At 42.1% G+C, this 24602-nt stretch carries 23 protein-coding genes and 1 tRNA gene; 20 read left to right on the forward strand and 4 right to left on the reverse strand.

Annotation, left to right across the window (positions count from 1 at the left end; all coding sequences use genetic code 11):
• The 3 genes from HRT96_RS11675 (at position 1) to HRT96_RS11685 (ending at position 2375) form a co-directional block, all read left to right on the forward strand.
• Positions 1-76: transfer RNA gene (locus HRT96_RS11675), tRNA-Gly, on the forward strand.
• A 244-nt stretch (positions 77-320) separates the two neighbouring features.
• Entirely contained in the window at positions 321-812 is a 492-nt protein-coding gene (locus HRT96_RS11680) for a DUF4442 domain-containing protein (protein ID WP_293156591.1), read from the forward strand.
• A gap of 231 nt (positions 813-1043) precedes the next feature.
• Complete coding sequence (locus HRT96_RS11685; protein WP_293156594.1) at positions 1044-2375, forward strand: sodium:proton antiporter; 1332 nt, start codon at positions 1044-1046, stop codon at positions 2373-2375.
• A 113-nt stretch (positions 2376-2488) separates the two neighbouring features.
• Here HRT96_RS11685 and queG read toward each other — a convergent pair whose 3' ends face one another.
• Positions 2489-3631, reverse strand: a complete 1143-nt coding sequence (gene queG / locus HRT96_RS11690) for a tRNA epoxyqueuosine(34) reductase QueG (RefSeq protein WP_293156597.1) — start codon at positions 3629-3631, stop codon at positions 2489-2491.
• Between the two features lie 165 nt (positions 3632-3796).
• On the opposite strand from queG, the gene tsaE reads away from it, so the two are divergent.
• From tsaE to hflC, 8 genes are all read left to right on the forward strand, one after another.
• The gene (gene tsaE, locus HRT96_RS11695) at positions 3797-4273 is read left to right on the forward strand and encodes a tRNA (adenosine(37)-N6)-threonylcarbamoyltransferase complex ATPase subunit type 1 TsaE (RefSeq protein ID WP_293156600.1); all 477 of its coding nucleotides are present in this window, start codon (positions 3797-3799) and stop codon (positions 4271-4273) included.
• 2 nt (positions 4274-4275) lie between these two features.
• Positions 4276-5625, forward strand: a complete 1350-nt coding sequence (locus HRT96_RS11700) for an N-acetylmuramoyl-L-alanine amidase (RefSeq protein ID WP_293156603.1) — start codon at positions 4276-4278, stop codon at positions 5623-5625.
• A 7-nt stretch (positions 5626-5632) separates the two neighbouring features.
• Positions 5633-7666, forward strand: a complete 2034-nt coding sequence (gene mutL, locus HRT96_RS11705) for a DNA mismatch repair endonuclease MutL (protein WP_293156606.1) — start codon at positions 5633-5635, stop codon at positions 7664-7666.
• Positions 7647-8582 carry a tRNA (adenosine(37)-N6)-dimethylallyltransferase MiaA gene (gene miaA / locus HRT96_RS11710; protein ID WP_293156609.1) on the forward strand — a complete coding sequence of 312 codons (936 nt, stop codon included), beginning with the start codon at positions 7647-7649 and terminating at the stop codon, positions 8580-8582. Before mutL ends, miaA begins: the two co-directional genes overlap by 20 nt.
• Positions 8583-8664: 82 nt before the next feature.
• The gene (gene hfq / locus HRT96_RS11715; RefSeq protein ID WP_006032513.1) at positions 8665-8907 is read left to right on the forward strand and encodes an RNA chaperone Hfq; all 243 of its coding nucleotides are present in this window, start codon (positions 8665-8667) and stop codon (positions 8905-8907) included.
• A gap of 59 nt (positions 8908-8966) precedes the next feature.
• Positions 8967-10256 (forward strand): ribosome rescue GTPase HflX, encoded by a 1290-nt coding sequence (gene hflX, locus HRT96_RS11720; RefSeq protein ID WP_293156612.1) that lies wholly within the window; start codon positions 8967-8969, stop codon positions 10254-10256.
• A 49-nt stretch (positions 10257-10305) separates the two neighbouring features.
• Positions 10306-11466, forward strand: a complete 1161-nt coding sequence (hflK, locus tag HRT96_RS11725) for an FtsH protease activity modulator HflK (RefSeq protein ID WP_293156615.1) — start codon at positions 10306-10308, stop codon at positions 11464-11466.
• Between the two features lie 3 nt (positions 11467-11469).
• The gene (gene hflC, locus HRT96_RS11730; RefSeq protein ID WP_293129315.1) at positions 11470-12345 is read left to right on the forward strand and encodes a protease modulator HflC; all 876 of its coding nucleotides are present in this window, start codon (positions 11470-11472) and stop codon (positions 12343-12345) included.
• A 135-nt stretch (positions 12346-12480) separates the two neighbouring features.
• Here the strand turns inward: hflC and fldB are convergent, their stop codons facing one another.
• On the reverse strand, positions 12481-12999 hold the full coding sequence (gene fldB / locus HRT96_RS11735) for a flavodoxin FldB (RefSeq protein ID WP_293156618.1): 519 nt from the start codon (positions 12997-12999) through the stop codon (positions 12481-12483).
• Between the two features lie 194 nt (positions 13000-13193).
• Between fldB and xerD the strand changes: the two genes are divergently transcribed.
• The 6 genes from xerD (at position 13194) to lysS (ending at position 20197) form a co-directional block, all read left to right on the forward strand.
• Positions 13194-14084, forward strand: a complete 891-nt coding sequence (xerD, locus tag HRT96_RS11740) for a site-specific tyrosine recombinase XerD (protein ID WP_006032508.1) — start codon at positions 13194-13196, stop codon at positions 14082-14084.
• A 110-nt stretch (positions 14085-14194) separates the two neighbouring features.
• The gene (locus HRT96_RS11745; RefSeq protein ID WP_293156621.1) at positions 14195-14995 is read left to right on the forward strand and encodes a thioredoxin fold domain-containing protein; all 801 of its coding nucleotides are present in this window, start codon (positions 14195-14197) and stop codon (positions 14993-14995) included.
• The gene (recJ, locus tag HRT96_RS11750; protein ID WP_293156624.1) at positions 14992-16722 is read left to right on the forward strand and encodes a single-stranded-DNA-specific exonuclease RecJ; all 1731 of its coding nucleotides are present in this window, start codon (positions 14992-14994) and stop codon (positions 16720-16722) included. The genes HRT96_RS11745 and recJ overlap by 4 nt, the downstream gene beginning before the upstream one ends.
• Positions 16723-16838: 116 nt before the next feature.
• Positions 16839-17252, forward strand: a complete 414-nt coding sequence (locus HRT96_RS11755; protein WP_293156626.1) for a CBS domain-containing protein — start codon at positions 16839-16841, stop codon at positions 17250-17252.
• A gap of 320 nt (positions 17253-17572) precedes the next feature.
• A protein-coding gene (prfB, locus tag HRT96_RS11760; protein WP_198138616.1) for a peptide chain release factor 2 occupies positions 17573-18671 on the forward strand; the annotation gives its coding sequence in 2 pieces (ribosomal slippage) (positions 17573-17647 and positions 17649-18671; 1098 coding nt in all).
• A 17-nt stretch (positions 18672-18688) separates the two neighbouring features.
• Positions 18689-20197: a lysine--tRNA ligase gene (lysS, locus tag HRT96_RS11765; protein WP_293156629.1), complete on the forward strand. Its 1509-nt coding sequence runs from the start codon at positions 18689-18691 to the stop codon at positions 20195-20197.
• A 133-nt stretch (positions 20198-20330) separates the two neighbouring features.
• Here the strand turns inward: lysS and ygfZ are convergent, their stop codons facing one another.
• Positions 20331-21317: a tRNA-modifying protein YgfZ gene (gene ygfZ, locus HRT96_RS11770; protein WP_293156632.1), complete on the reverse strand. Its 987-nt coding sequence runs from the start codon at positions 21315-21317 to the stop codon at positions 20331-20333.
• 120 nt (positions 21318-21437) lie between these two features.
• Here ygfZ and HRT96_RS11775 point away from each other — a divergent pair, with 120 nt between their 5' ends.
• On the forward strand, positions 21438-21689 hold the full coding sequence (locus tag HRT96_RS11775) for a succinate dehydrogenase assembly factor 2 (protein WP_293156635.1): 252 nt from the start codon (positions 21438-21440) through the stop codon (positions 21687-21689).
• Positions 21667-22074 carry a protein YgfX gene (locus HRT96_RS11780; RefSeq protein ID WP_293156638.1) on the forward strand — a complete coding sequence of 136 codons (408 nt, stop codon included), beginning with the start codon at positions 21667-21669 and terminating at the stop codon, positions 22072-22074. Before HRT96_RS11775 ends, HRT96_RS11780 begins: the two co-directional genes overlap by 23 nt.
• Positions 22075-22151: 77 nt before the next feature.
• On the opposite strand, the gene nadB is transcribed toward HRT96_RS11780, so the two are convergent.
• The gene (gene nadB / locus HRT96_RS11785) at positions 22152-23756 is read right to left on the reverse strand and encodes an L-aspartate oxidase (RefSeq protein WP_293156641.1); all 1605 of its coding nucleotides are present in this window, start codon (positions 23754-23756) and stop codon (positions 22152-22154) included.
• A gap of 258 nt (positions 23757-24014) precedes the next feature.
• On the opposite strand from nadB, the gene rpoE reads away from it, so the two are divergent.
• On the forward strand, positions 24015-24593 hold the full coding sequence (rpoE, locus tag HRT96_RS11790; protein WP_293129335.1) for an RNA polymerase sigma factor RpoE: 579 nt from the start codon (positions 24015-24017) through the stop codon (positions 24591-24593).
• Positions 24594-24602: the final 9 nt, after the last annotated feature.

Here is a 24602-nt window from a genome sequence, read left to right on the forward strand (position 1 = left end):
GCGGTACTAGCTCAGTTGGTAGAGCGCAACCTTGCCAAGGTTGAGGTCAAGAGTTCGAGCCTCTTGTACCGCTCCAAATTTAATGTTTTTGAAAATAAAAAGCTTCCTTTATAATCCTCTGTTACTATTTCTCTTTATTTACTACTCCTATTATTTTAGAATCTACAAATCTACCACCGCTAATTTTACGCTCATGTCATTTAGACCAATTATACTTATTTAATCAATGTTATAGTTGTTAGTTGTTAGTTGCTTACTGCTTGCTACCTACATTAAGCTAAGTATTTGTTTTGGAAACTAATATAACTTCAAGGATTGATATGAAAGCCGAAAATAAACTCAGTAAAATCGTTAAGAAAGTAACGCTACTTCCAAAATCCTGGCATGCCTCTGCATTGTCGTTGGTATTTGGCAAAGTCATTAAATTTGCTGGTACGTCAAAAATACGTGTCGAAAAATTAGATTTTTCTGGTTCTAAACTTAGTTTAAAAAACCGTAAGCGTGTGCAAAATCATATTGGTGGTATCCATGCCGCTGCAATGGCGTTACTTGGCGAGTCTGCGACGGGTTTTTTAATTGGTATGCATGTACCCGACAACCGTATTCCATTATTAAAAAATATGAATATTGATTATGTTCGCCGTGCTGCGGGGAATTTAACTGCGGTTGCCACATTAAGTGACGAGCAGATCAAGCATATTCGTGATACTGAAAAAGGGGATATATCGGTACCTGTCGTGATCACGGACAGTGAAGGCAATGAGCCCATTAATGCTGAATTTATCTGGGCCTGGGTACCTAAAAAACGTTAAGCTTTTATTATTTTATACCGAAACGACGTTGACGTGCTTAGTTCAATATGAACACCGAGACGTTAACTATATAATTATAGGTACTAATTTAGACTTGGAATTCTATTCGTTATTGGTTACTCACCATATTGCTGAAAGAACTTGATTTTTAACCTTAACAAGAACATTGTGTAGCTCGTTAAAATAATCTTCAGTTAATCTAATCAAATTTACTTCCATCAGAGGTGTAGCATGTCGGTGTACAGTACCTTATGTTTTCTCGCTGCAATTGCCATTTTTATTGCATTTATTAATAGCAAAATTGGCAAAATGCAAACTACAGTTGCGATAACAGCGGGATCAATAATACTGTCTTTAGGTATTGTGATTGCAGGTCAAAGTGGCTGGTTTCATTTAGAGGCAATTGCTACAGAGCAATTAAATAATATCAATTTCGAAAGCTTTTTATTAAAAGGCATCCTGGGTTTCCTCTTGTTTGCCGGTGGCTTAGGCATTAAATTGGCACACATGAAAGACCAAAAGTGGGAAATCACGGTCTTGGCGCTGGTTGCCACCTTATTCTCAACTGCCTTTATTGGGTGGGTGTTATGGGGTTTTTGTCAGCTAGTCGGTATTCCATTAGACTTCATTTACTGTCTACTCTTTGGTTCGCTTATTTCACCCACGGATCCGATTGCTGTACTGGCGATTGTTAAGAACCTGGACGCCCCACAGCGTATCTCTACGCAAATCGAAGGTGAGTCATTATTTAATGATGGTTTTGGTTTAGTGATCTTCATGACTCTATTTTCGGTGGCATTTGGCAGTGACGCGCCAACCGTGAGCGGTGTAGCCCAACTATTCGTGCAGGAAGCGATTGGTGGCATCATCTATGGGCTTGTACTTGGTTTAGTATTCCATTATTTAATCAGTTCGACCAATGACCACTCAATGGAATTATTACTGACTATTGCCATCCCAACCGCGGGTTATGTATTTGCTGACGTGATCCATGTATCAGGCCCGTTAGCCATGGTGGTCGCCGGTATTATGATTGGTAACTGGACGCGTCAAAAAGGCTTCTCGCCAGAAAGTGAGTACCACTTGGATCACTTTTGGGAATTAGTCGATGAATTCTTAAATGGTATTCTATTCTTGCTGATCGGTATGGCTATGTTGTTGTTTAGCTTCCACAAAGAAGATTGGATCTTGATGGTATTTGCTATTCCATTGGTACTGGTTGCACGTTATTTAAGTGTGAAATTCTCTTATCTCTTCTTTAACCGTTTCCGCAGTTACAACCCATGGTCTGTGAAGATCCTGACTTGGGGGGGATTACGTGGCGGTTTAGCGCTGGCGATGGCGTTAGCAATTCCGGCAGGGGTATTTATTATTCCAGAAAAGAACATTGATGTTCGAGAAATTATTTTGGTGATGACTTACTCAGTGGTGGTGTTCTCAATTTTGGTACAAGGCTCAAGTATTACTGGCTTGATCCATAAAGCAAAAAAATGGGAAGCTGAGCAGCTGGAAAAAAACACGACTGCTGACGTTGTTACAACCAAAACGGATACTGATAAATAATCGTTAATGCATAGCTATGTTAACGCGCGCAGAGACTTGTCCTTTGTGCGCTTTTTGTTATTTACCTCGTCTCTGATATAGCATCTTGAAGTAACGTGGGTATAACAGCTGTGTTAGGCATCACGTGGCAGTGCTTTTTCAATCATGCGGATTAACTTATCTTTGGTTTTATCGATTTGTAATACTGGAATGATGTTGTCTGCTTTTGCCTGTTGCTGTTGTAGCGCCCAGGTAATATGCTCTTGTACCATTTCTGTTGTTTCAACAAATTTAGTTTCTAACGCTTCGACAATTTCTGCTGAATAAGCTGCATTACCCAGTGCCACGGAAATATTCCGCAACCAACGTTCATGACCAATACGACGGATCGGCGAGCCTTCTGTCTGTTTTAAGAAATAAGTTTCTTCCCATGCGTACAGTGCTAATAGATCGGGCGAATGCAAATTTGAGCGCGGGTGAAAGTCTTGTTCATCGGTAAGCGCTGCAAAACGGTTCCACGGACAGATCAACTGGCAATCATCACAACCGTAGATGCGATTACCGATTAAAGGTCGAAACTCTTCTGGAATAGCGCCAAATAGCTCAATAGTCAGATAAGAAATACAGCGATTAGCATCAACACTGTAGGGTTCAACAATGGCTTGTGTTGGACAAATCTGTAAACACGCTGTACATTTTCCACATTGATTTTCAATTGGTTTATCAACAGGTAGTGGTAGGTTTATTAATATTTCACCAAGAAAAAACCAGGAACCCGCTTCTTTGTTTAAAATGAGTGAGTGTTTACCTGTCCAGCCTAATCCGGCTTTTTCGGCTAACGGGCGCTCGAGTAAAGGGCCGGTATCAACAAACGGCCGGGCATCGAGCGTTTCACAATGCTCACTGATTTTTTCGCCTAAGTGTTTAAGGCGTTTGCGGATGATTTTATGGTAATCACGCCCTAGGGCATAACGGCTGATATAACCTTTGTCTTTCTGTTTTAAGGTGGTCGCCATTAATGCATCGGGTGGTAGATAATCCATGCGTACTGAAATAACGCGGATCGTGCCTGGATAAAGTTCTTCCGGGTGAGTTCGCATGGTGCCGTAACGCGACATATAATCCATATCGGCATGGTAACCATTATCTAACCAGGTTTGGAAATGTGGTTCGTAGGTCGATAAGTCTGTATCGGTAATACCGACTTGTTGGAAACCAAGTTCCGCCCCCCAGACTTTAATTTTCTGTGTAAGTTGTTGATAGTCTATCGGAGGCATGGTTTATTATCTGTCTATGAGTAAATTGAGGTAAAGTTTATCATATTGTGGTTTTCTTTGGGCTCGACAATTTGTAGAATCGACATACCTGTTCAATTTTATAAGTGAATGGTTAACAGAACTCAATATAGCGTTTTATTTTAATGTTTAAGGTAGTTAAATTAGATGACAAATACAGTAAAAGTTTTCTTAGCAGACGAATCAGAAACCGTTGCTTTTGGTGCAAGCCTTTCGCGTTTATGCGATAGTGCTACTACTATTTTTTTACACGGTGATTTGGGCGCGGGTAAAACGACACTCACCCGTGGTTTTGTACAAGCACTGGGTCATCAAGGGAATGTGAAAAGCCCAACTTATACATTAGTTGAACCGTATGAATTAGCCGATTGGAATGTCTATCATTTTGACCTTTACCGTCTGGCTGATCCAGAAGAATTAGAATTTATGGGGATTCGTGACTATTTTACCGATAATTGCCTGTGTTTAGTTGAATGGCCACAGCGTGGTGAAGGATTTTTACCTGTTGAAGATTTACAAGTTACCCTTACTTATGTCGGAGAACAACGTGAAGTTGTGGTGAAAGGCATTAGTGAATTAGGGGAAATAATGGTCAATAAATTAGCTAAGATAAATGTAGGATAACAATGTTTAAACGGATTTTACTATTAAGCATAATGTACTTGTGCTTTATGCCATTAAGTTATGCTGCCAATACGGTGAATGCGATACGCATTGTTGAGCATGCGGATAAAACAAGGATTGTTTTTGATCTGGCGAAAAAACCGTTATTCAACCTTTACGACCGTCACAAAAAGACCCAGATTGTGGTGGATTTTGCAGGTACACGTAATAAGGCTTATGTGAGTAAGCTCGCAAGGTTAAGCAGTAACATTACCCGTGTTGAACAAGTTAAATCCACTAAATCGAGCGATTTACGGATTATTTTTCATCTTGCTCAACCAATTAACTATCGATTTTTTGAATTAGCGGGTAGTAAAACTACAAAAAACAGGTTAGTGATTGATTTACCTGTCAAACCGATAAAATCGTTAAAAACAGTTATAAAGAAAAAGAACCCTGTAGCCGTTAAAAAAACCACGAAAAAGGCGCAGATTAAGCATCCTCAAAGGGATGTTGTGATCGCCATTGATGCCGGGCATGGTGGTAAAGATCCGGGTTCCATCGGTTTCAAAAAGTTTGTTGAAAAAGACATTAACTTAGCGATTGCTAAAAAAACGGTCGCTATTTTAAATCAGAAAAAAGGCATTAAAGCGGTGTTGATCCGTACCGATGACCGTTATATCTCACTGAATGAACGCTCTGCGATTGCGCGTAAGTATAAAGCTGAATTGTTAGTGTCTGTGCATGCCGACGGTTTTACCTCATCACAACCATCGGGTGCGTCAACGCTGATCTTGTCACAAGGTCGGGCGAACTATGAATTCAACAAAAATCTGCGTAACGACAATGTCAATGGACTGTTAGGTGGTGTGGGTGATGCAATTAAAAACAGTGATGGTACGGATGATTTGCAATATATGTTCCTCGATCTTGGTCGGCAATATTCACAAGGTGCGGGTTATAACATCGCGTCATTGATCCATAATGAATTAGCCAAAGTAACACATATGCATAAATCTAAGCCGTACGAGCAAAGCTTGGCGGTATTAAAGTCACTGGATATCCCTTCTTTGCTGGTTGAAGCAGGTTTTGTTACCAATTACCGAGAAGGTAAAAAGTTAACTTCGCGCAGTCACCAGCGTAAGATTGCTAACGCCATTGCCCAAGGGAGTTACTTGTATTTCCGTAACTCACCGCCAAAAGATACGTATTTGGCGTATATGCGCAATAGTATTCACGTAGTTAAAAAAGGTGACTCATTGTCGGTCATTGCTAACAGTTATGGTACATCGGTTACACGTATCAAACAGTTAAATAATTTAACTAAGAATACCGTGTATATTGGCCAAAAATTGAAAATACCAACGAGTTAGGTGTGTCATGACAATTAAAATATTACCACCTCGATTAGCGAACCAAATTGCGGCTGGTGAGGTGGTAGAACGCCCTTCATCGGTAGTTAAAGAACTGATTGAAAACAGTATCGATGCGGGCGCTACGCGTATTGATATTGATATTGAGAAGGGTGGCGCCAAGCTGATCCGTATTCGTGATAACGGTAGCGGTGTGGAGAAAGACCAACTGGGTCTGGCATTAAGCCGCCATGCCACCAGTAAGCTTGCTACCTTGGATGATCTGGAAGCGATTGATAGCTTAGGTTTTCGTGGTGAAGCATTAGCGAGTATCAGTTCGGTGTCTCGGCTTACATTTACCTCTCGCACTAAAGCACAAACCGAAGCATGGCAAGCCTATGCCGAAGGGCGAGATATGCAGGTGAAGATAAAACCTGCCGCACATCCGATTGGTACCACAGTTGAAGTTGTTGATTTATTTTTTAATACGCCCGCACGACGTAAGTTTTTGCGTACCGATAAAACCGAATTTAATCATATTGATGAATTGGTGAAACGTATTGCGTTAAGTCGCTTTGATTTACAGGTCACTTTAAAGCATAACGGTAAAGTGATCCGCAGTTATCGACCCGCGGGCACTGTCGAGCAACAAGAGCGCCGTGTCGCCAGTATTACTAGCACCAATTTTATGGCAAATTGCATGGCGTTGGACTGCGAACACAGTGATATAAAACTGTGGGGCTGGATCGGTTTACCACATGATAACGCGCCAATGGATGTGCAATACAGCTACGTTAATGGCCGTATGATGCGAGATAAGCTGATCAATCATGCATTACGTCAAGCTTATGAAGAAGCGACTGGTATCGCTGCGCCGCCTGCGTACGTATTGTTTATTGAAGTGTCGGTTCGTGAAGTTGATGTGAATGTGCATCCGGCTAAACATGAAGTGCGTTTTCATCAAGCGCGTCTGGTGCATGACTTTATTTTTCAAGGTGTATTTAAAGCGATTACTGAAGGTATTAGCCCATCAATGCCTGCGGCAGAGTTGCCTGTTCAGGAAGCGATTAGTTATCCTGGCCAAGCGCCTATCACCAGTCATGCCAATGCCAGCGTCAACGAGCAGACTGCTGAGCATGGTATGGCGCCTGCGGGGATTGCTGATAGCACGGACTACAATGTAAGTACAAGCATAAGTACAGCTGCATATGGCGATGTTATGCCGATGCAAAATAAGCATGGTTATGGCGTTACAGATAAGCGCCAGGGGAGTACAAGTGCAACGTCGTCGAGTTATGCTCAGCAGCGTCAATATATGCCTGATAAGCCCTCAGCAGGTGCTATCAAGCAATACCATCACTTGTTACAGCCCAGCAAGGCTGAAATAACTGAATTTCAGCAAGTCGCGCGGAACACTACGACCACCAGTGTTAATCAAGGGCGTCAAGTTGGGTCGAATAGTCAGTCGAACGAGCAACATACTGCGCGCGTTAAATTACTCAGTTTAGTCAGAGATAATTATTTATTAGTGCAAGATGATGATGCACTGTTGCTCGCTGATGTACTGGCAATGTGGCAGGTGAATTGTAAAATGCAATTACTGGCAACATGGGAACAAGGGGTTATATCCCAGCCGCTGTTATTGCCAATATCAATTAAACTAGACAAAAATTTTGTCGAAACAGCAAAAAATCAGAAAAATTTGCTTAATCGATTGGGTTTAGAGTTGAATTATAGTAATGCCGCCACCATTATCGTTAGAAAGGTGCCAGCACAATTACGCCAAGCGAATTTATCTGCTGTGTTACCAGAGTTATTGCAACAGATAGTTCATCTATCCGAACAGGCGACTGCCTCAGATGTTGCCCCCTTGTGTCATTGGCTTGCAATACAAGGTAGTCATGGATTGACCAAATTTACTTGGGAACAAGCGACTCAAATATATAGCCAATTTATCGAACAAGATAGCTGTGTACAACAGCAATATCGTTCTAAACTATTTGAGAAACTGGACTATATGTCTGTAATAGAGAGATTTAACTGTGACTCAACAGCAAACTAAACCATTACCAAAAGCTATCTTTTTAATGGGGCCAACGGCGTCAGGTAAAACTGATCTTGCTATTGAGTTAACAAAACAGCTGCCGTGTGAAATTATCAGTGTTGATTCGGCATTGATTTATAAAGACATGAATATTGGCAGTGCGAAACCAACGGCGGCAGAGTTAGCACAAGCGCCACACCGTTTGATTGATATTATTGATCCTGCCATGAGCTATTCAGCGGCTGATTTTCGTGAAGATGCATTAAAACATATGCAAGCGATCACAGAAGCAGGAAAAATACCGCTACTTGTTGGCGGCACTATGCTTTATTTTAAAGTATTACTGGAAGGTCTATCGCCGGTACCGACATCCGTGCCTGAAATTAGACAGGCCATTGAAGCGGAAGCAAAACTGCGTGGTTGGGAATCATTACATCAAGAATTGTCTTTGTATGATCCTGAGTCCGCAGCGCGTTTACATAAGAATGATGCTCAGCGTGTTTGCCGAGCGATTGAAGTTTATCGGCTAACGGGTAAATCATTAACTGAATTAACCCAACAAAAAGGTGAAGCATTGCCTTATGACGTAGCACAATTTGCCATTGCGCCAACCGATAAAGCTGTATTACATGAGCGTATCGAACGTCGTTTTAAGTTGATGATAGAGGCAGGATTTGAAGCTGAAGTGCAAGCCTTATATCAACGTGATGACCTGCACCTTGATTTACCATCGATGCGTTGTGTCGGTTATCGCCAGATGTGGGAATACCTTGATGGTAAAATGGATCATGATGAGATGGTATTTCGTGGTGTGGTAGCAACAAGACAATTAGCAAAGCGTCAAATGACGTGGTTAAAAAGTTGGAACGATCTAACGTGGTTAGACTCCAAAGCAGATAACAATTTAGAAAAAGTTTTATTATCAGTTGGCTAGTGCCTATTTTTAAGTAGTATACTGATAATTATCGGTTATATTTTCATTATAATAAAAATCTAATTTTAAAAGGAAACTATTGATGGCTAAGGGACAATCACTGCAGGACCCGTTTTTGAATGCATTACGTCGCGAACGGATTCCAGTTGCAATTTATTTAGTTAACGGCATTAAGTTACAAGGCCAAATTGAGTCATTTGACCAATTCGTTATCTTACTAAAAAATACCGTCAGCCAAATGGTATATAAACATGCCATTTCAACTGTGGTACCGGCGCGTCCGTTACAACATGGCCTTCAACCTGACGGTGAAAGCGATAAATAAATTTTTGAAATTTAACATAAAAAATCTTGTGAGTCATATACTCATAGGGAGTCGTGAAGTTGTTTGATCGTCATGAAGCAGGTGAACGTGCCATATTAGTGCATGTTAATTTTAGTGATGAAGGCAACCGAGAAGATCTGCATGAATTAGAAATGCTGGTTTCCTCTGCCGGTGTCAATGCGTTATCTGTGGTAACAGGTTCGCGTTCAAGACCCCATCCTAAATATTTTGTTGGTACAGGTAAAGCAGAAGAAATTGCTGAAGCAGTAAAGCTTTATCAAGCAGATATTGTTATCTTTAACCATGCCTTAGCGCCACGCCAAGAACGTAACTTAGAAGCGTTACTGGAATGTCGTGTTGTTGACCGGACAGGCCTGATTTTAGATATATTTTCGCAACGTGCTCGTACCCATGAAGGTAAGTTACAAGTTGAATTAGCGCAACTTCGCCATATGTCGACTCGATTAATTCGTGGTTGGACGCATTTAGAACGCCAGAAAGGCGGTATCGGCATGCGTGGTCCAGGTGAAACTCAACTGGAAACTGATCGTCGTTTATTGCGCGTGCGTATGGACAGTATTTTACGTCGTTTAGACAAAGTTGTTACCAAACGTGACCAAGGTCGTCGTTCACGTAAACGTCGTGAAATACCGACGATTTCGTTAGTCGGTTATACCAATGCGGGTAAGTCGACGCTGTTTAATCGTCTCACTGATGCTAAAGTGTATGCCGCGGATCAATTGTTTGCGACGTTAGATCCAACATTACGGCGTATTACGGTTGCCGATGTTGGTGAAGTGGTGTTAGCGGATACTGTTGGCTTTATTCGTCACTTACCGCATGATTTAGTCGCTGCTTTTAAAGCCACATTGACGGAAACGCGAGAAGCGGATCTACTTTTACATGTAATTGATTGTGCAGATGAAAACATGCGCGGTAATATCATCGAAGTAAATTCGGTATTAACCGAAATTGATGCGGGTGAAGTACCTGTTTTAATGGTATATAACAAAGTTGATAAGCTTGATGATGGTCGTTGTCGTATTGATTATGATGACGAAGGTAAGCCTGTTAATGTATGGCTATCGGCAATGTCAGGCGAAGGTACAGCGTTTTTATATCAAGCATTAACGGAGTTACTGGCCAGTACCATGCAAGTGGTCAAGTTACAGCTACCGGTAATGCAGGGTCATGTTGTCAGTCATCTGTATAATCTCGATTGTATTGAGCATGAAGCATTTGCTGAAAATGGTGACTGGCTACTCGACATTAGAATGACTATGATTGACTGGCAGCGTTTGAAAAAACACAAATGTAATAACATTGAAGATTTTATCCTTCAGCATTAGGCTGATATAATTAATATTTTCCCGAAACTATCTGGTAATGGAGATGCAAATGGCTTGGAATGAGCCCGGAAATGGCGGTAATAAAGATCGCGACCCTTGGGGACAAAAAGGTAAAGAGCAGGGACCCCCTGATCTTGACGAAATATTTAAGAAGCTAACCAGCAAGTTTGGTGGCGGTAAAGGCGGTAAGTTTACAGGTGGTGCTAACTTTAATAAAGTTGGTGTATCTCTGGTGCTTGGTGTACTTGCCGTGATCTGGGTGGTCAGTGGTTTCTATACTATCAAAGAAGCTGAACGTGGCGTGGTATTACGTTTTGGTCAGTATTCACAAACAGTTGAACCGGGTTTATCTTGGTTACCGACGTTTGTTGATCGTGTGATCCCTGTTGACGTTAGGAGCATTCGCTCTATGCCAGCTTCAGGTTCGATGTTAACTAGAGATGAAAACGTAGTTGACGTGAAAATGGATATTCAATATCGCGTTATTAATCCGCGTGAATATCTATTTAGCGTAACGAATCCGGATGATAGCTTACATCAAGCGATTGACAGTGCATTACGTTTCGTTATCGGTCATACGACAATGGATGATGTGATCACAACAGGTCGTGAAGTTGTACGTCAAAGTACCCGTGACAACATTGAAGCTATCATTAATGAATATCACATGGGTATTGAACTTGTTGATGTCAACTTCTTGTCTGCACGCCCACCGGAAGCAGTTAAAGATGCATTCGATGATGCGATTGCGGCACAAGAAGATGAACAGCGTTATATCCGTGAAGCCGAAGCTTATGCGCGTGCAATTGAACCGACAGCACGTGGTCAAGTGAAACGTATTGAACAAGAAGCACAAGCTTACCAACAGCAAATTGTGTTAAAAGCACAAGGTGAAGTAGCACGTTTTAATAGCTTACTGCCACAATACCAACTTGCACCGGAAGTTACGCGTCAACGTTTATACTTAGAAACAATGGAAACGGTTTATTCAAATACAACGAAAATTGTGGTTGATACTAAAGGTACTGGCAACATGCTATATCTACCATTAGATAAGATCATGAGCGCTAATGCGGATAGTAAACCGACTCGTTCGGCAAACACAGTTCAAGCACCGCAACAACCAGCGAAATCAAATAATCGTTATCAGTATCCAGATACGAATAGTAGTAATGTTCGTCCTGATCGTTTTAACACAGGGAGAAACTAAACTATGAATCAATTAAAAGCAGTTATTTTAGTACTTGTGCTATTACTTGGTTTTTCGTCTTTCTTTGTGATAAACGAAGGTGAACGTGCGCTAGTAGTGCGTTTTGGTAAAGTACTTAAATCAGGTGAGGAAGCGAAGATTTATCTTCCGGGTCTGAATTTTAAAGTACCTTTTATCGATTCAATTCGCGTATTAAGCTCGCGCTTACAAACGCTTGATGGTAATGCTGATCGTTTTGTTACTTCTGAAAAGAAAGATTTAATTATCGATTCTTACGTGAAATGGCGTATTGCAGACTTTGAGAAATTTTACCTCGCAACCAATGGCGGTAACTTCCTACAAGCAGAGTCTTTATTACAACGTAAAATTACCAATGGACTACGTAATGAAATTGGTAATCGTACAATTAAAGATATCGTTTCTGGCCAACGTGGCGAAGTAATGGAAACGGCATTGAAACGTATGGCACGTTCATCTGAGCTGGGTATCCTGGTTGAAGATGTACGAATCAAACAGATCAATCTACCGAAGGAAGTAAGTAACTCTATCTTCCAACGTATGAGTGCAGAGCGTCATGCTGTAGCGAAAGAACATCGTTCGCAAGGTTATGAACAAGCTGAGATTTTAAAAGCAGAAGTGGATGCGAAAGTAACCGTAATGCTTGCTGATGCCAACCGTCAAGCACGTCAAAAACGTGGTGAAGGTGATGCAGACGCAGCGAAGATTTATGCTGATACGTACAATAAAGATGTCGAGTTTTATGGCTTCTTACGTAGTCTAGAAGCTTATACTAAGAGTTTTAGTAATAAGTCTGATGTATTAGTAATCTCTCCAGATAGTGATTTCTTCAATTACATGAAGGGTGCTGCTGTAAAATAACCATTGCTGGTCAATGAATAACAAAAGGCCGTTGCTATCTTAGATCGCAACGGCCTTTTTTATGGCGTTAACTTGTTGTTATAACTTACGTAATTTATTATTTATTATTTATTATTTATTATGACTTATATGTTATTAATAATGCGCTGCAATTTCTTCGAGTACTTGTAAGGACCAAGTGGCAATCCGTTCATCTGTCTGATCGTACTGGCTGTCTTCATCGAGGGCGAGACCGAAAAACTGGCTTTCATCTGCCGTTAACGCTTTTGAAGCCACAAATTCATAACCTTGGTTTGGCCATTGGCCGATAAAGTGAATGCCTTTACCTTGCAACTCGTCAAATAGCATGCCCATCGCATCCAGATACCATTCGCTGTAGTTAACTTGATCACCAAGACCAAATAGCGCGACGGTTTTCCCTGCCAGGTTGATATCTGCAATATCAGACCACAGATCGCCCCAGTCTTCCTGAAGTTCGCCATAATCCCAAGTCGAAATACCGAATAGAACGACATCATAGGTTTCTATATCAGTAAACCCCGAGTCTTTTATGTCATGTAAGTCGACAAGTTCTGCGCCAATTTCAGCTTGGATCTTTTCCGCAGCTATGGTGGTATAAAAAGTAGTGGAGCCGTAATATAAACCGATTTTCATTATCTACATCCAAAGACAGTGTTGCTAATCATACTATGTGTTAATAAATACGATGTGTTGATTATGCTCTGAGCGATCAGTTGCTCATCGTTAACCATAGTAGCATGAGATAATTGTACTATAATTCATGTTTATTTATACAGTGTTGTTATACTGGTTGCATAATAATGAAAATAAAAGCATAGGGCACAGGCTTGGAAAAAATTGAAATAATAGAGCAGTTTTTAGATATTATGTGGCACGAGCGCGGGTTGTCAGACAATACCCTGAGCTCTTATCGTAATGATTTAAACCAATATCATCACTGGTTAGTGCAACACAAGCAGCAACTATTAACCGTTGATCGTCTTGAAATCCAGGCGTTTATGGCAAGCCGTTTTGATTTAGGCTACAAAGCCAGTAGTACCGCGCGCCAACTGAGTGCGATCCGTCGCTTTTATCAATATCTCTATCGTGAGCAGATGCGTGATGATGATCCGACCGCCTTACTCATTAGCCCGAAGCTACCGCAGCGTTTGCCGGACGATTTATCTGAAGCAGAAGTGAATGCATTATTAGCTGCACCAGAATTAGACGATCCGATCCAATTACGTGATAAGGCCATGATGGAGGTGTTATATGCCACAGGATTACGGGTATCAGAATTAGTTGGCTTAAGCATGGAATCAGTGAGCTTACGCCAAGGGTTAGTGCGCGTAACAGGTAAGGGCGGTAAGGAACGCTTAGTGCCTATGGGTGAAGAAGCTGTGTATTGGACTGAGCGCTTTATTGCCGAAGGTCGCGCGACGTTATTAAAAGGGTTAACGTCTGATGTGGTGTTTCCTTCCAGACGTGGCAACTTTATGACTCGACAAACGTTTTGGCATCGCCTTAAGCATTACTCACAAGTCGCAGGTATTACGACGCACTTATCTCCGCATACTTTGCGCCATGCGTTTGCCACCCATTTATTGAACTATGGCGCTGATCTACGTGTCGTACAAATGTTACTTGGCCACAGCGATTTATCCACGACACAAATTTATACCCATGTGGCAACAGCACGATTAGAGCAGCTGCATAGTGAACACCATCCTCGAGCGTAATGAGGGAATGTTGATGACACGCATTAGCAAGGATTAGGGCTAGTGATAAATAATGAATTCTGTTAATTTATCGGGCATAGATATCCATTAAGGATAAGAGCGGAGAACATATGTTAAAGAAATTAATGATTACAGCAATCGCTGCCGGTTTGGTGGCTAGTTTTGTATTTGGGGTCAATAGTGCACCGCAACAAGCAACACCGGCTGTGCCGACAATACTACACGCAACGTCAGTGACAGACGTTATCGTATCAGCGGAACAGCTAGATATCTCACGCTTATTAGCTGAAAAACTTAATTTTAAAGTAGTGAGTGTAAGCGACAGTGTTATCCCAGGTTTGTTTGAAGTTGCGACCGACCAAGGTATTTTTTATGTCAACGCGGATGTTTCTAATCTTATCCAAGGTTCACTTTATCAAGTTGATGATAATGGGGTCACGGATCTCACCGAACAAGCAATGGGCAAAGTACGCCAGCAAGCAATACAAGCATTCGCAAGTGATACCATTAATTACCCTGCCGAAAATGAAAAGTACAGCATTACGGTATTTACCGATATTAACTGCGGTTACTGTCGTAAGTTACATAACGAAGTCGCGCAACTGAATAAGCTTGGTATTAGCGTAAAATATTTAGCCTTTCCACGCGGTGGTCTTAACTCTACGACTTACCAAGATATGGTGTCAATTTGGTGCGCTGAAGACGGCGTGCAAGCGATGAATAATGCCAAACGTGGTGGCAAGGTCGTTCCTGAAAGTTGTACCAATACCGTTGCACAACAATATGAACTTGGTCGTCGTTTAGGCGTGACCGGTACGCCTGCTATTGTGTTTGAAAATGGAAAAATGCAACCGGGTTATGTGCCTGCTGCGCAGCTTCTTAGTATTCTAACCAGTGTGGATAAATCTTGAAAAAACAAATTAAACGTCGCGATAACGTCGATTGTGACGGTATATCAGCAGCGGTACCTGCATTATTACGTCAAATCTATGCTAGTCGTGGTGTTAAGTCGGATCAAGAATTAGAGAAAGGGGTTAAAAATTTATTACGTCCTAACCAGCTAAAAGGCATGACTGCCGCGTGTGAGTTATTAGTCAGCGCGTTAATGCAAAATCAGCGTATTATCATTATTGGTGATTTTGATGCGGATGGCGCAACGAGTACGGCATTGTCGATGCTTGCTTTTAAAATGCTCGGCTATCGTAATATTGATTTTTTAGTCCCTAATCGCTTTGAGTTTGGCTATGGTTTAAGTCCTGAGATTGTTGATCTTGCTGCCGAAAATGGCGCGCAACTGATCATGACTGTGGATAACGGTATTTCCAGTATTGCCGGTGTTGCTGCCGCGAAAGCGTTAGGCATTAAAGTGCTTGTGACCGATCACCATCTGCCGGGCAACGAAATTCCGGATGCAGATGCCATTGTTAATCCCAATCAACACGGTTGTACATTTCCAAGCAAAAATCTTGCTGGCGTAGGAGTGGCCTTCTATGTCATGTTGGCATTGCGCGGCGCATTGCGTGAACAAGGTTGGTTTGCCAAACAAGGTTTAACCGAGCCAAATTTAGCTTGCCTACTGGATATTGTGGCTCTGGGGACGGTTGCTGATGTGGTGCCGTTAGATGCTAATAACCGTATTTTAGTGTATCAAGGTCTACAGCGTATCCGCGCCGATAAATGTCGCCCCGGCATTAAAGCCTTGATCGAAATTGCCAATCGTAATCAAGCTCAGCTTTGCGCAAGTGATTTAGGTTTTGCATTAGGACCAAGATTGAACGCAGCAGGACGTCTAGATGACATGTCAGTTGGCGTTGCCACGCTGTTGTGTGAAGATCTCAATAACGCACGTCGTTTTGCTGGTGAGCTGGATAGCCTGAATGAAGAACGTAAAGAAATTGAAAGTTCGATGCAGCAAGAAGCCTTGGCTATTCTAAAAAGTGTCGATTTTGATGCTGGACAAGTACCTTACGGTATTTGTTTATTTCAAGATGACTGGCACCAAGGTGTAGTCGGCTTAGTTGCATCTCGGATTAAAGAGCGTTTCCACCGCCCTGTTATCGCTTTTGCTGATGCTGGTGAAGGAGAAATAAAAGGCTCAGCCCGTTCAATACCTGGCTTGCACTTACGTGATGTCTTGGAGTTACTCGATATCCGTAATCCGGGCATGATCTTGAAATTTGGTGGCCATGCGATGGCGGCAGGTTTGTCTTTACGGCTTGATTGTTATGATGAGTTTACCAAACAGTTTAACGACTTAGTGCAGGAATTATTAACAGAAGAGCAGTTAACTGGCGTGGTATTAAGTGATGGCGAACTGCCGAGTGAGCAACTGTCATTGCCGACAGCGGAACTAATCAAAGAAGCTGCGCCCTGGGGACAGATGTTCCCTGAGCCGATCTTTGATGGCATCTTTAAATTACGTGAACAACGTCTTGTGGGTAAAAAACATTTAAAAATGATGTTAGAGCCAGAGCAGGGTGGACCATTGGTGGATGCGATCGCTTTTAATGTTGATTTAGAAGTATGGCCTGATGCCTCCGTGCAGAAGATTGAGTTAGCCTACAAACTTGATGTTAATGAGTTTCGTGGTAAACGTAGTTTGCAGTTTATGGTTGAGCATTTACAGCCATTACGTTAAACGATAGCCTTTAGCGATTGAAGTGTTAGTTTTAATCGTCTTTAGCTATTCATGGTTTGCCGTTATAGTTATTACCTCTTCTACAGCAATCCTGCTTTAAGATAAGGATATAGACCATGACTATGCAACGCGTAATGAATGAAATGAAAATTAATGCTCCGAGTATTCCATGTGGTACGTCACTGGTCGCCGTGGTTGATTTGTTTGCTAAACACCAGATAAATGCGGTGCCAGTGGTGAATTCGACAAATGAAGTGATTGGCTTCGTCTCTGAATCTGATTGCCTACAAGCACTTATTAGTGGCAGTTACCATTGTGATAAACCTGCGATTGTGAACGATGTAATGAGTAAAAATGTTGTTAGCGTATCACCACAAGACAGTATTATTGATATTGCCATTCGCATGACGAAAGACAACTTGAGTGTCTACCCTGTGCTTGAAGGTGGTCAATTGGTTGGTATCATTCGTCGTGGTGATATACTGCAAGTATTGGCAGAAAATAATAATCAATGTAGTCAAGTCAGCTAACCTCGTTGGTTGCATTTTTTTCAAGCCATGCTCCAGTAGCGTGGCTTTTTGCTATTTTACTGCCGTCATATTCCCCCTCGTTTTTATTTATGGCCATTTATTCCTATTTATTTTCTTATATTATCGATTAATTTGCTGTTTTATTAATCTTCCTCTGTATATCCGCGAGCGAATTCGGTAAAATTTGCTGTTGTGTAAAATCCCATAGTTAGAATTATATACTTAGCAGAATGCTGATGAACATATCGATATTCGCCTGCATCATGCTAAGTACAATATCTTTAGCAAAATGCTGAATACAATTAAAATAGAGCAGAATCATGTTTGAAGTAAATCCAGTACTGAATAAATTAAAGGAGCTAGGCGAACGCGCTGAGCTGCTTCGGGGGTACCTTTGACTACGATGCGAGTAAAGAGCGTCTAGAAGAGGTATCTGCGGAATTAGAGTCATCGGAAGTATGGAATAACCCGAAATACGCCCAAGAATTAGGTAAAGAACGCGCGTCATTAGAATTGATCGTCAAAACGATTGATGATCTCGGCACGGGTTGTGATGATGTTGAAGGCTTGGTTGAACTGGCAGTTGAAGCCGAAGACGAAGAAACATTTGCTGAAGCACAACATGAAATTATCGGTTTAGAAGCACAGCTGGCTAAACTTGAGTTTCGTCGTATGTTCTCTGGTAAACATGATGCAAATGATTGTTATCTTGATATCCAATCTGGCTCTGGTGGTACCGAAGCACAAGATTGGGCAAACATGCTATTACGTATGTTCTTACGATGGGGTGAGGCACACAAATTTAAAGTTGAGCTGATCGAAGTATCATCTGGCGATGTAGCCGGGATCAAAGGTGCCACTATCCGGTTGGGTGGTGAATATGCTTATGGTTGGTTACGTACCGAAACTGGTGTTCACCGTTTAGTGCGTAAATCACCGTTTGATTCAAGTGGCCGTCGTCATACTTCATTTGCATCGATATTTGTATATCCAGAAATTGATGACAGCATCGAGATTGATTTGAATCCGTCAGATTTACGTATTGATGTTTACCGTGCTTCGGGCGCGGGTGGTCAGCACGTAAATACCACGGAATCTGCGGTACGTATTACTCACTTACCCACTAATCTTGTTGTACAATGTCAAAATGATCGCTCGCAGCATAAGAATAAAGATGCGGCGATGAAACAAATGCGGGCAAAATTGTTTGATCATGAAATGCAAAAACAAAACGCGGAAAAACAAATCGCCGAAGATGCGAAGTCAGATATCGGTTGGGGCAGTCAGATCCGTTCATACGTACTGGATGACTCACGCATAAAAGATTTACGTACTGGTGTTGAAACACGCAATACACAAGCCGTTTTAGACGGTGATTTAGACAAATTTATTGAAGCCAGCCTGAAATCAGGCCTGTAAAAAAATAGGGTTAAACAATGACTGAACAGTTACAAGATGAAAACAAACTGATTGCAGAACGTCGCGCGAAATTAGATCATATCCGCACCAACTGTAAAGCAAATGGCCACCCTAATGACTTCCGTGTAAAACATAAGTCGGCAGATTTACAGGCTGAATTTGGCGAGAAAAGCAAAGAAGAATTAGTTGAAATGCAACACATAGTAAGCATCGCGGGCCGTATTATGGCGAAACGTGGTCCTTTCCTTGCTATCCAAGATACAGCTGGTCGCATTCAAGCATACGCCTCGAAAGACGTGCAAAAAGCCCAAAAAGCGGACCTTGGCGGTCTAGATATTGGTGATATCGTTGGTATTACTGGTGCGCTAAACAAATCAGGTAAAGGTGACCTTTACGTTGAAATGACTGACTACGTGTTACTTACTAAAGCACTGCGTCCATTACCAGAAAAATTCCACGGTCTAACTGACCAAGAAATGCGTTACCGTCAACGTTATGTTGATCTTATCGTAAATGAAGAATCACGTAATGCCTTCATCATACGCTCTAAGCTGGTAACCGCTATCCGTAACTTCATGGTATCAAAAGATTACATGGAAGTTGAAACGCCAATGATGCATGTGATCCCGGGTGGTGCAACTGCGCGTCCATTTATCACTCATCATAACGCGCTTGATCAAGCAATGTATCTACGTGTGGCACCTGAGCTATACCTTAAGCGTTTAGTTGTTGGTGGTTTTGATCGTGTATTCGAAATTAACCGTAACTTCCGTAACGAAGGTCTATCGCCACGTCATAATCCTGAATTCACAATGATGGAATTCTACCAAGCTTACGCTGATTACAATGACCTTATGGATTTCACTGAAGAAATGCTAAGCACGGTAGCGGTTGAGGTGCTAGGCGCGACAGCTATGCCTTACGGCGACCACATGGTTGAGTTCGGTGGCAAATACACACGTATTAGCATGTTAGATGCAATCAAACAGTACAACCCAGAGCACGAAGTTATCCAAGCATTGACTAATGAAGGTGTTCAAGATCGTGAGTTAATGGTTTCTATTGCGAAATCACTGAACATGAAGATAGAGAAATTCTGGACTTGTGGTCAATTACTGGAAGAGATCTTTGGTGAAACAGCTGAACCACAACTGATTCAGCCAACATTCATTACTGGCTACCCAGCAGACATTTCGCCACTCGCACGTCGTAGCGATGATAACCCATTCTTCACTGACCGTTTTGAGTTTTTCATCGGTGGCCGTGAAGTTGCGAATGGTTTCTCTGAGCTTAATGATGCAGAAGACCAAGATGCACGTTTTAAAGCACAAGTTAACGCTAAAGATGCGGGTGATGATGAAGCAATGTACTACGATGCAGATTACATCACTGCACTAGAGCACGGCTTACCACCAACTGCGGGTCAAGGTATTGGTATCGACCGTTTAGCTATGTTGTTTACGAATACACATACTATTCGTGACGTGATCTTATTCCCGGCAATGCGTCCACAAGCAAATAGCTAATTAGTTATGTAGTTAAAGCTGAATGATAAAAAAGCCAGTCATGTTAGTGACTGGCTTTTTTGTTTTCTGGGTTTTATTTAATACGTTCTATTTTCGTACTTACGCTTTGTGATTTAGAGGCTTTAAGTATGAGTTAGTCTGCTTCTACCAATGAATACGGTAATGGCATGAAAGCTAATGTTGATTCGTTATCGGTAATTTTAAACACGCTATCTGCTTCAAGGTTATTTGGCATCACACTTGAAATCAATTGTACGCCGTCACTATAACGATAGCTTAAGTTGACTTTACCGCTGCTACGCCAGTTCTCACCCAGTTGTAATTCAATGCTATCACCACTGTTTACTTCGGTTGCAGTAGTACCGCTTAAGATGGCCATTGCACGTTTGTTGGTACCACGGTATTTAGCGCGGGCGACAGTTTCTTGGCCTGTGTAGCAACCTTTCTTAAAGCTAATGCCATCATAGGCTTGTAGGTTGAATGCTTGTGGGATCTGCACGCTGCTCATTGCTGCCCCTACAATCGGTGCTGCTGCGAGGATATCCAGTGCATCCCAGAATGAACCGTCATCGGTTGCTGCTTCGGCCAAATGTTGGCTAATCTGTTGCAGTGAGGCATCACTTTTTTGTAACAATATTAAGAAGCGTGGGGTATCGCCAATAAGTCGCATGACAAAACCATTCGGTAAATGAGTGACCGCTTCTTCGCCTAAGGTAATTGCGAAGGCCTTATTAAGCCACTGTTCTGCTTGTTCGCCTGCGATACCATAGAGGTTACAAAATGCAGAGGCATCGGTCAGTTCTATTTTTGAGAATACCGCGTATTTTTTTAGTTCCGGCAGGGTGATCGCCAGTGCGTCTTTACGCATGATGAAATAAAACGAATCGCCTTTTTTAGCGACTTGGAAGGTTGACCACAGTTTGCCTTTTGGATTGCAATGACCACCCCAAGTTGTTTGTTGATCTTCTAAGCCCACCAGATCACAAGTCAATTGGCCTTGTAAATAACTTAAACGCTGCTCACCTGTTGCAGTCATTAATCCCCAGTGCGATAGCTCGCTTACGATCACATTTGGTAATGCATCCGTTGATGCTAGGGTCAGTTTATTAAATTGGGTCATTGTATACTCTTCTCTGGCTAGTTTTCTCTATGGTAGAGTGAACGCAAGCATTTGTCTTTAGAAGATCTTGTTTATTTTTGTGATAGAATAATCCTATGGAAAGTAGGATAAGGGAAAAAAATGACTAAGTTAGATTCAAAGGCGCGTTTACGTTGGGCATGTCGCCGTGGCATGCTGGAATTAGATGTATTATTTCGTCCGTTTGTGGATGAAGCTTATGATGATTTATCCGATGCAGATAAATTTATTTTCCAACGCTTGTTAGCAGGCGAAGATCCCGAGTTATTTGCTTGGGCGATGGGTCATAAAAAGTGTGGCGACCCGGAGTTAGCCTATATGATGGATAAAATTGTCTCAAGAGTTAAAGTGTAGCGTCACGTTACGCCCATCTAAATACTGGTTGTTGCTGTGTATTGCAATGCATAGCGTGGTGCTTGGTTTGTTATTAAATTGGCTGACCCTTGTCGCATTACAATTGGTTTATACCGTAGTCATTATTGCCTTGTGTAGCTATCACTGTTGGCAACATTGGCTGCGCCGTCCCTGCTTTGTTTATTTCACCAATGGTTACATCCAGTTTGACGCGGGTGGTGAGTTATTTGCTTTGAGCAAAGATTCTCGCAGTGCCGATCTTTTTATTCAGTTAAGTTATAGCAGCCTAAACCAGAGACACTCTCAGTCGTTATACATTATGCGAGATGCCATCGACGATGCTGATTACCGTCGTTTAGTCCGCACCATCAAAATATTAAAGTAGCGGCATGATTAAAAAAAAGCAGCTGAGTAGCTGCTTTTTGGTGTCTGATTTGTGATTAACGGCGAATGATTAACAAACTATACCTTAGGTTGTAAGATGGTGGGCTGTGGTTCGTCAAACTGCTCAGGGTAGTCTAGCGTGTAGTGCAAGCCGCGACTTTCTTTCCGTTCGAGTGCGCAACGGATAATTAAATCAGCCACCGTCACCAGGTTTCTTAATTCTAATAAGTTGTTACTGACGCGGAAGTTACTGTAGTACTCATCAATCTCTTGTTGCAACAGGTTAACGCGGTGTTGGGCACGCTCTAGACGTTTTGTTGTTCTGACAATACCGACGTAATCCCACATGAATAACCGCAGTTCATGCCAGTTATGTTGGATTATCACTTCTTCATCTGAGTCTGTTACTTTGCTCTCATCCCATGCCGGAATACGATAATCTTTACGTTGTTTGTGTAACTTCGACAAGATATCTTCTGCCGCGGCGTGAGCAAATACAATACACTCTAATAATGAGTTACTGGCTAAACGATTAGCGCCGTGTAATCCGGTATAAGCCACTTCGCCTATCGCGTATAAACCGCGCATATCCGTTTGACCGGTTAAGTCAGTCATGACACCACCACAAGTATAATGTGCCGCGGGTACCGCAGGGATTGGATCTGTGGTGATATCGATACCCAACTTCAGGCAACGCTCATAAATAGTCGGGAAATGGCTAATAACAAACTCAGCGGGTTTATGGCTGATATCTAAATACACACAATCACTACCCAGACGTTTCATTTCAAAGTCGATAGCACGGGCTACAATATCACGCGGTGCTAATTCTGCACGTTCATCGAAGCTAGGCATAAAGCGGGTGCCATCGGCATGACGTAAATAAGCGCCTTCACCACGTAATGCTTCTGTTAATAAGAAGTTTTTCGCATCAGGGTGGAATAAACAGGTCGGGTGGAATTGATTGAATTCCATATTTGCTACGCGGCAACCCGCGCGCCACGCCATCGCGATACCGTCACCACTCGAGACATCAGGGTTAGTGGTATATTGATACACTTTACTGGCGCCACCTGTGGCTAAAATAACAAAGCGCGCCTTAATCACTTCAACTTTTTCGGCATCACGGTTCCAAACATAAGCACCGATAATACGGTTGGTGGCTTGATTAAGTTGTTTTGTTGAAATAAGGTCAACCGCGTTAAAGCGTTCCATTAGGGTAATATTCGGATGTTGACTGACATTATCGATTAACGTGGTTTGCACTACTTTGCCTGTGGCATCGGCTGCATGCAGAATGCGGCGGTGACTGTGACCGCCTTCTTTGGTGAGGTGATAGCGCTGTTCACCATTATCGTCAGCGACCTGATCAAACGGTGCGCCTTTGTCGATTAACCAGTTTAAGCTGGCAGCGGCGCTACTGGCCGTAAAGCTAACGGTATCTTCATCACATAATCCGGCACCGGCGATAAGCGTATCGGCGACATGACCTTCTACACTGTCCGCTTCATCAAAAACGGCAGCGATACCACCTTGGGCGTAGAGGGTTGAACCTTCAGTTAAGCTACTCTTACTGAGCACCATCACTTTAGCTTGGTCAGCGAGTTTTAGGGCCAATGAGAGTCCAGCGGCACCACTGCCGATAATCAGTACATCGCTTTGGTATTCCGCATTTGTTCTCATAGTTTCCACTCGATTTGTAGTATGCTGTTATGTCTATACCCAAGTTACTGCAAGATATAACTTTAAGTTGGGTATTATAAGCTTTAAATCTCGGGCAATAAAAAGGTATTTTGATTTATTTGACCTTATTTTGATTTAATTGACCCAATGGCGCACTTTATTTGGCGTTAAAACGAACTTTATTTATATAACGTAGTCTGAAAAATACGCATTAGTAATACTAGTGTCATCAGAATAATAAGAGGTTATGAGTTACTAATGAGTGCAAAAGAGACGGACTTGCAATTAGTCGAGCGAGTTCAAGGCGGTGACAAAGCCGCATTTAATTTATTGGTGACTAAATACCAACAGAAAGTTGCGAACCTGATCTCACGTTACGTTTCCGCCAGTGGCGACGTTGCCGATGTGACTCAGGAAGTGTTTATTAAAGCGTATCGCGCGTTGCCGAATTTTAGAGGAGATAGTGCGTTTTATACTTGGCTATACCGTATTGCCAGTAATACCGCTAAGAACTATTTAATTGCGCAAAGTAGGCGACCACCTGCTAACGATATTGATGCCGCAGATGCGGAGTTTTACGACGGTAATGATGGTATGCGTGAGTCATCAACACCAGAACGGATTATTTTAGCAGAAGAAATGAAAGCAGTTATTTTTTCAGTTATTGACGCGTTACCTGATGAATTACGTACCGCGATAACATTACGTGAAATGGAAGGCATGAGTTATGACGATATTAGTATTGTCATGAGCTGCCCAGTGGGTACTGTTCGCTCACGTATTTTTAGAGCGCGTGAAGCGATTGAAGTAAAATTAAAACCGTTACTTCAACAGTAAGTTAAACAC

The organism is Moritella sp. (genome assembly GCF_013215705.1).
GTDB lineage: Bacteria > Pseudomonadota > Gammaproteobacteria > Enterobacterales > Moritellaceae > Moritella.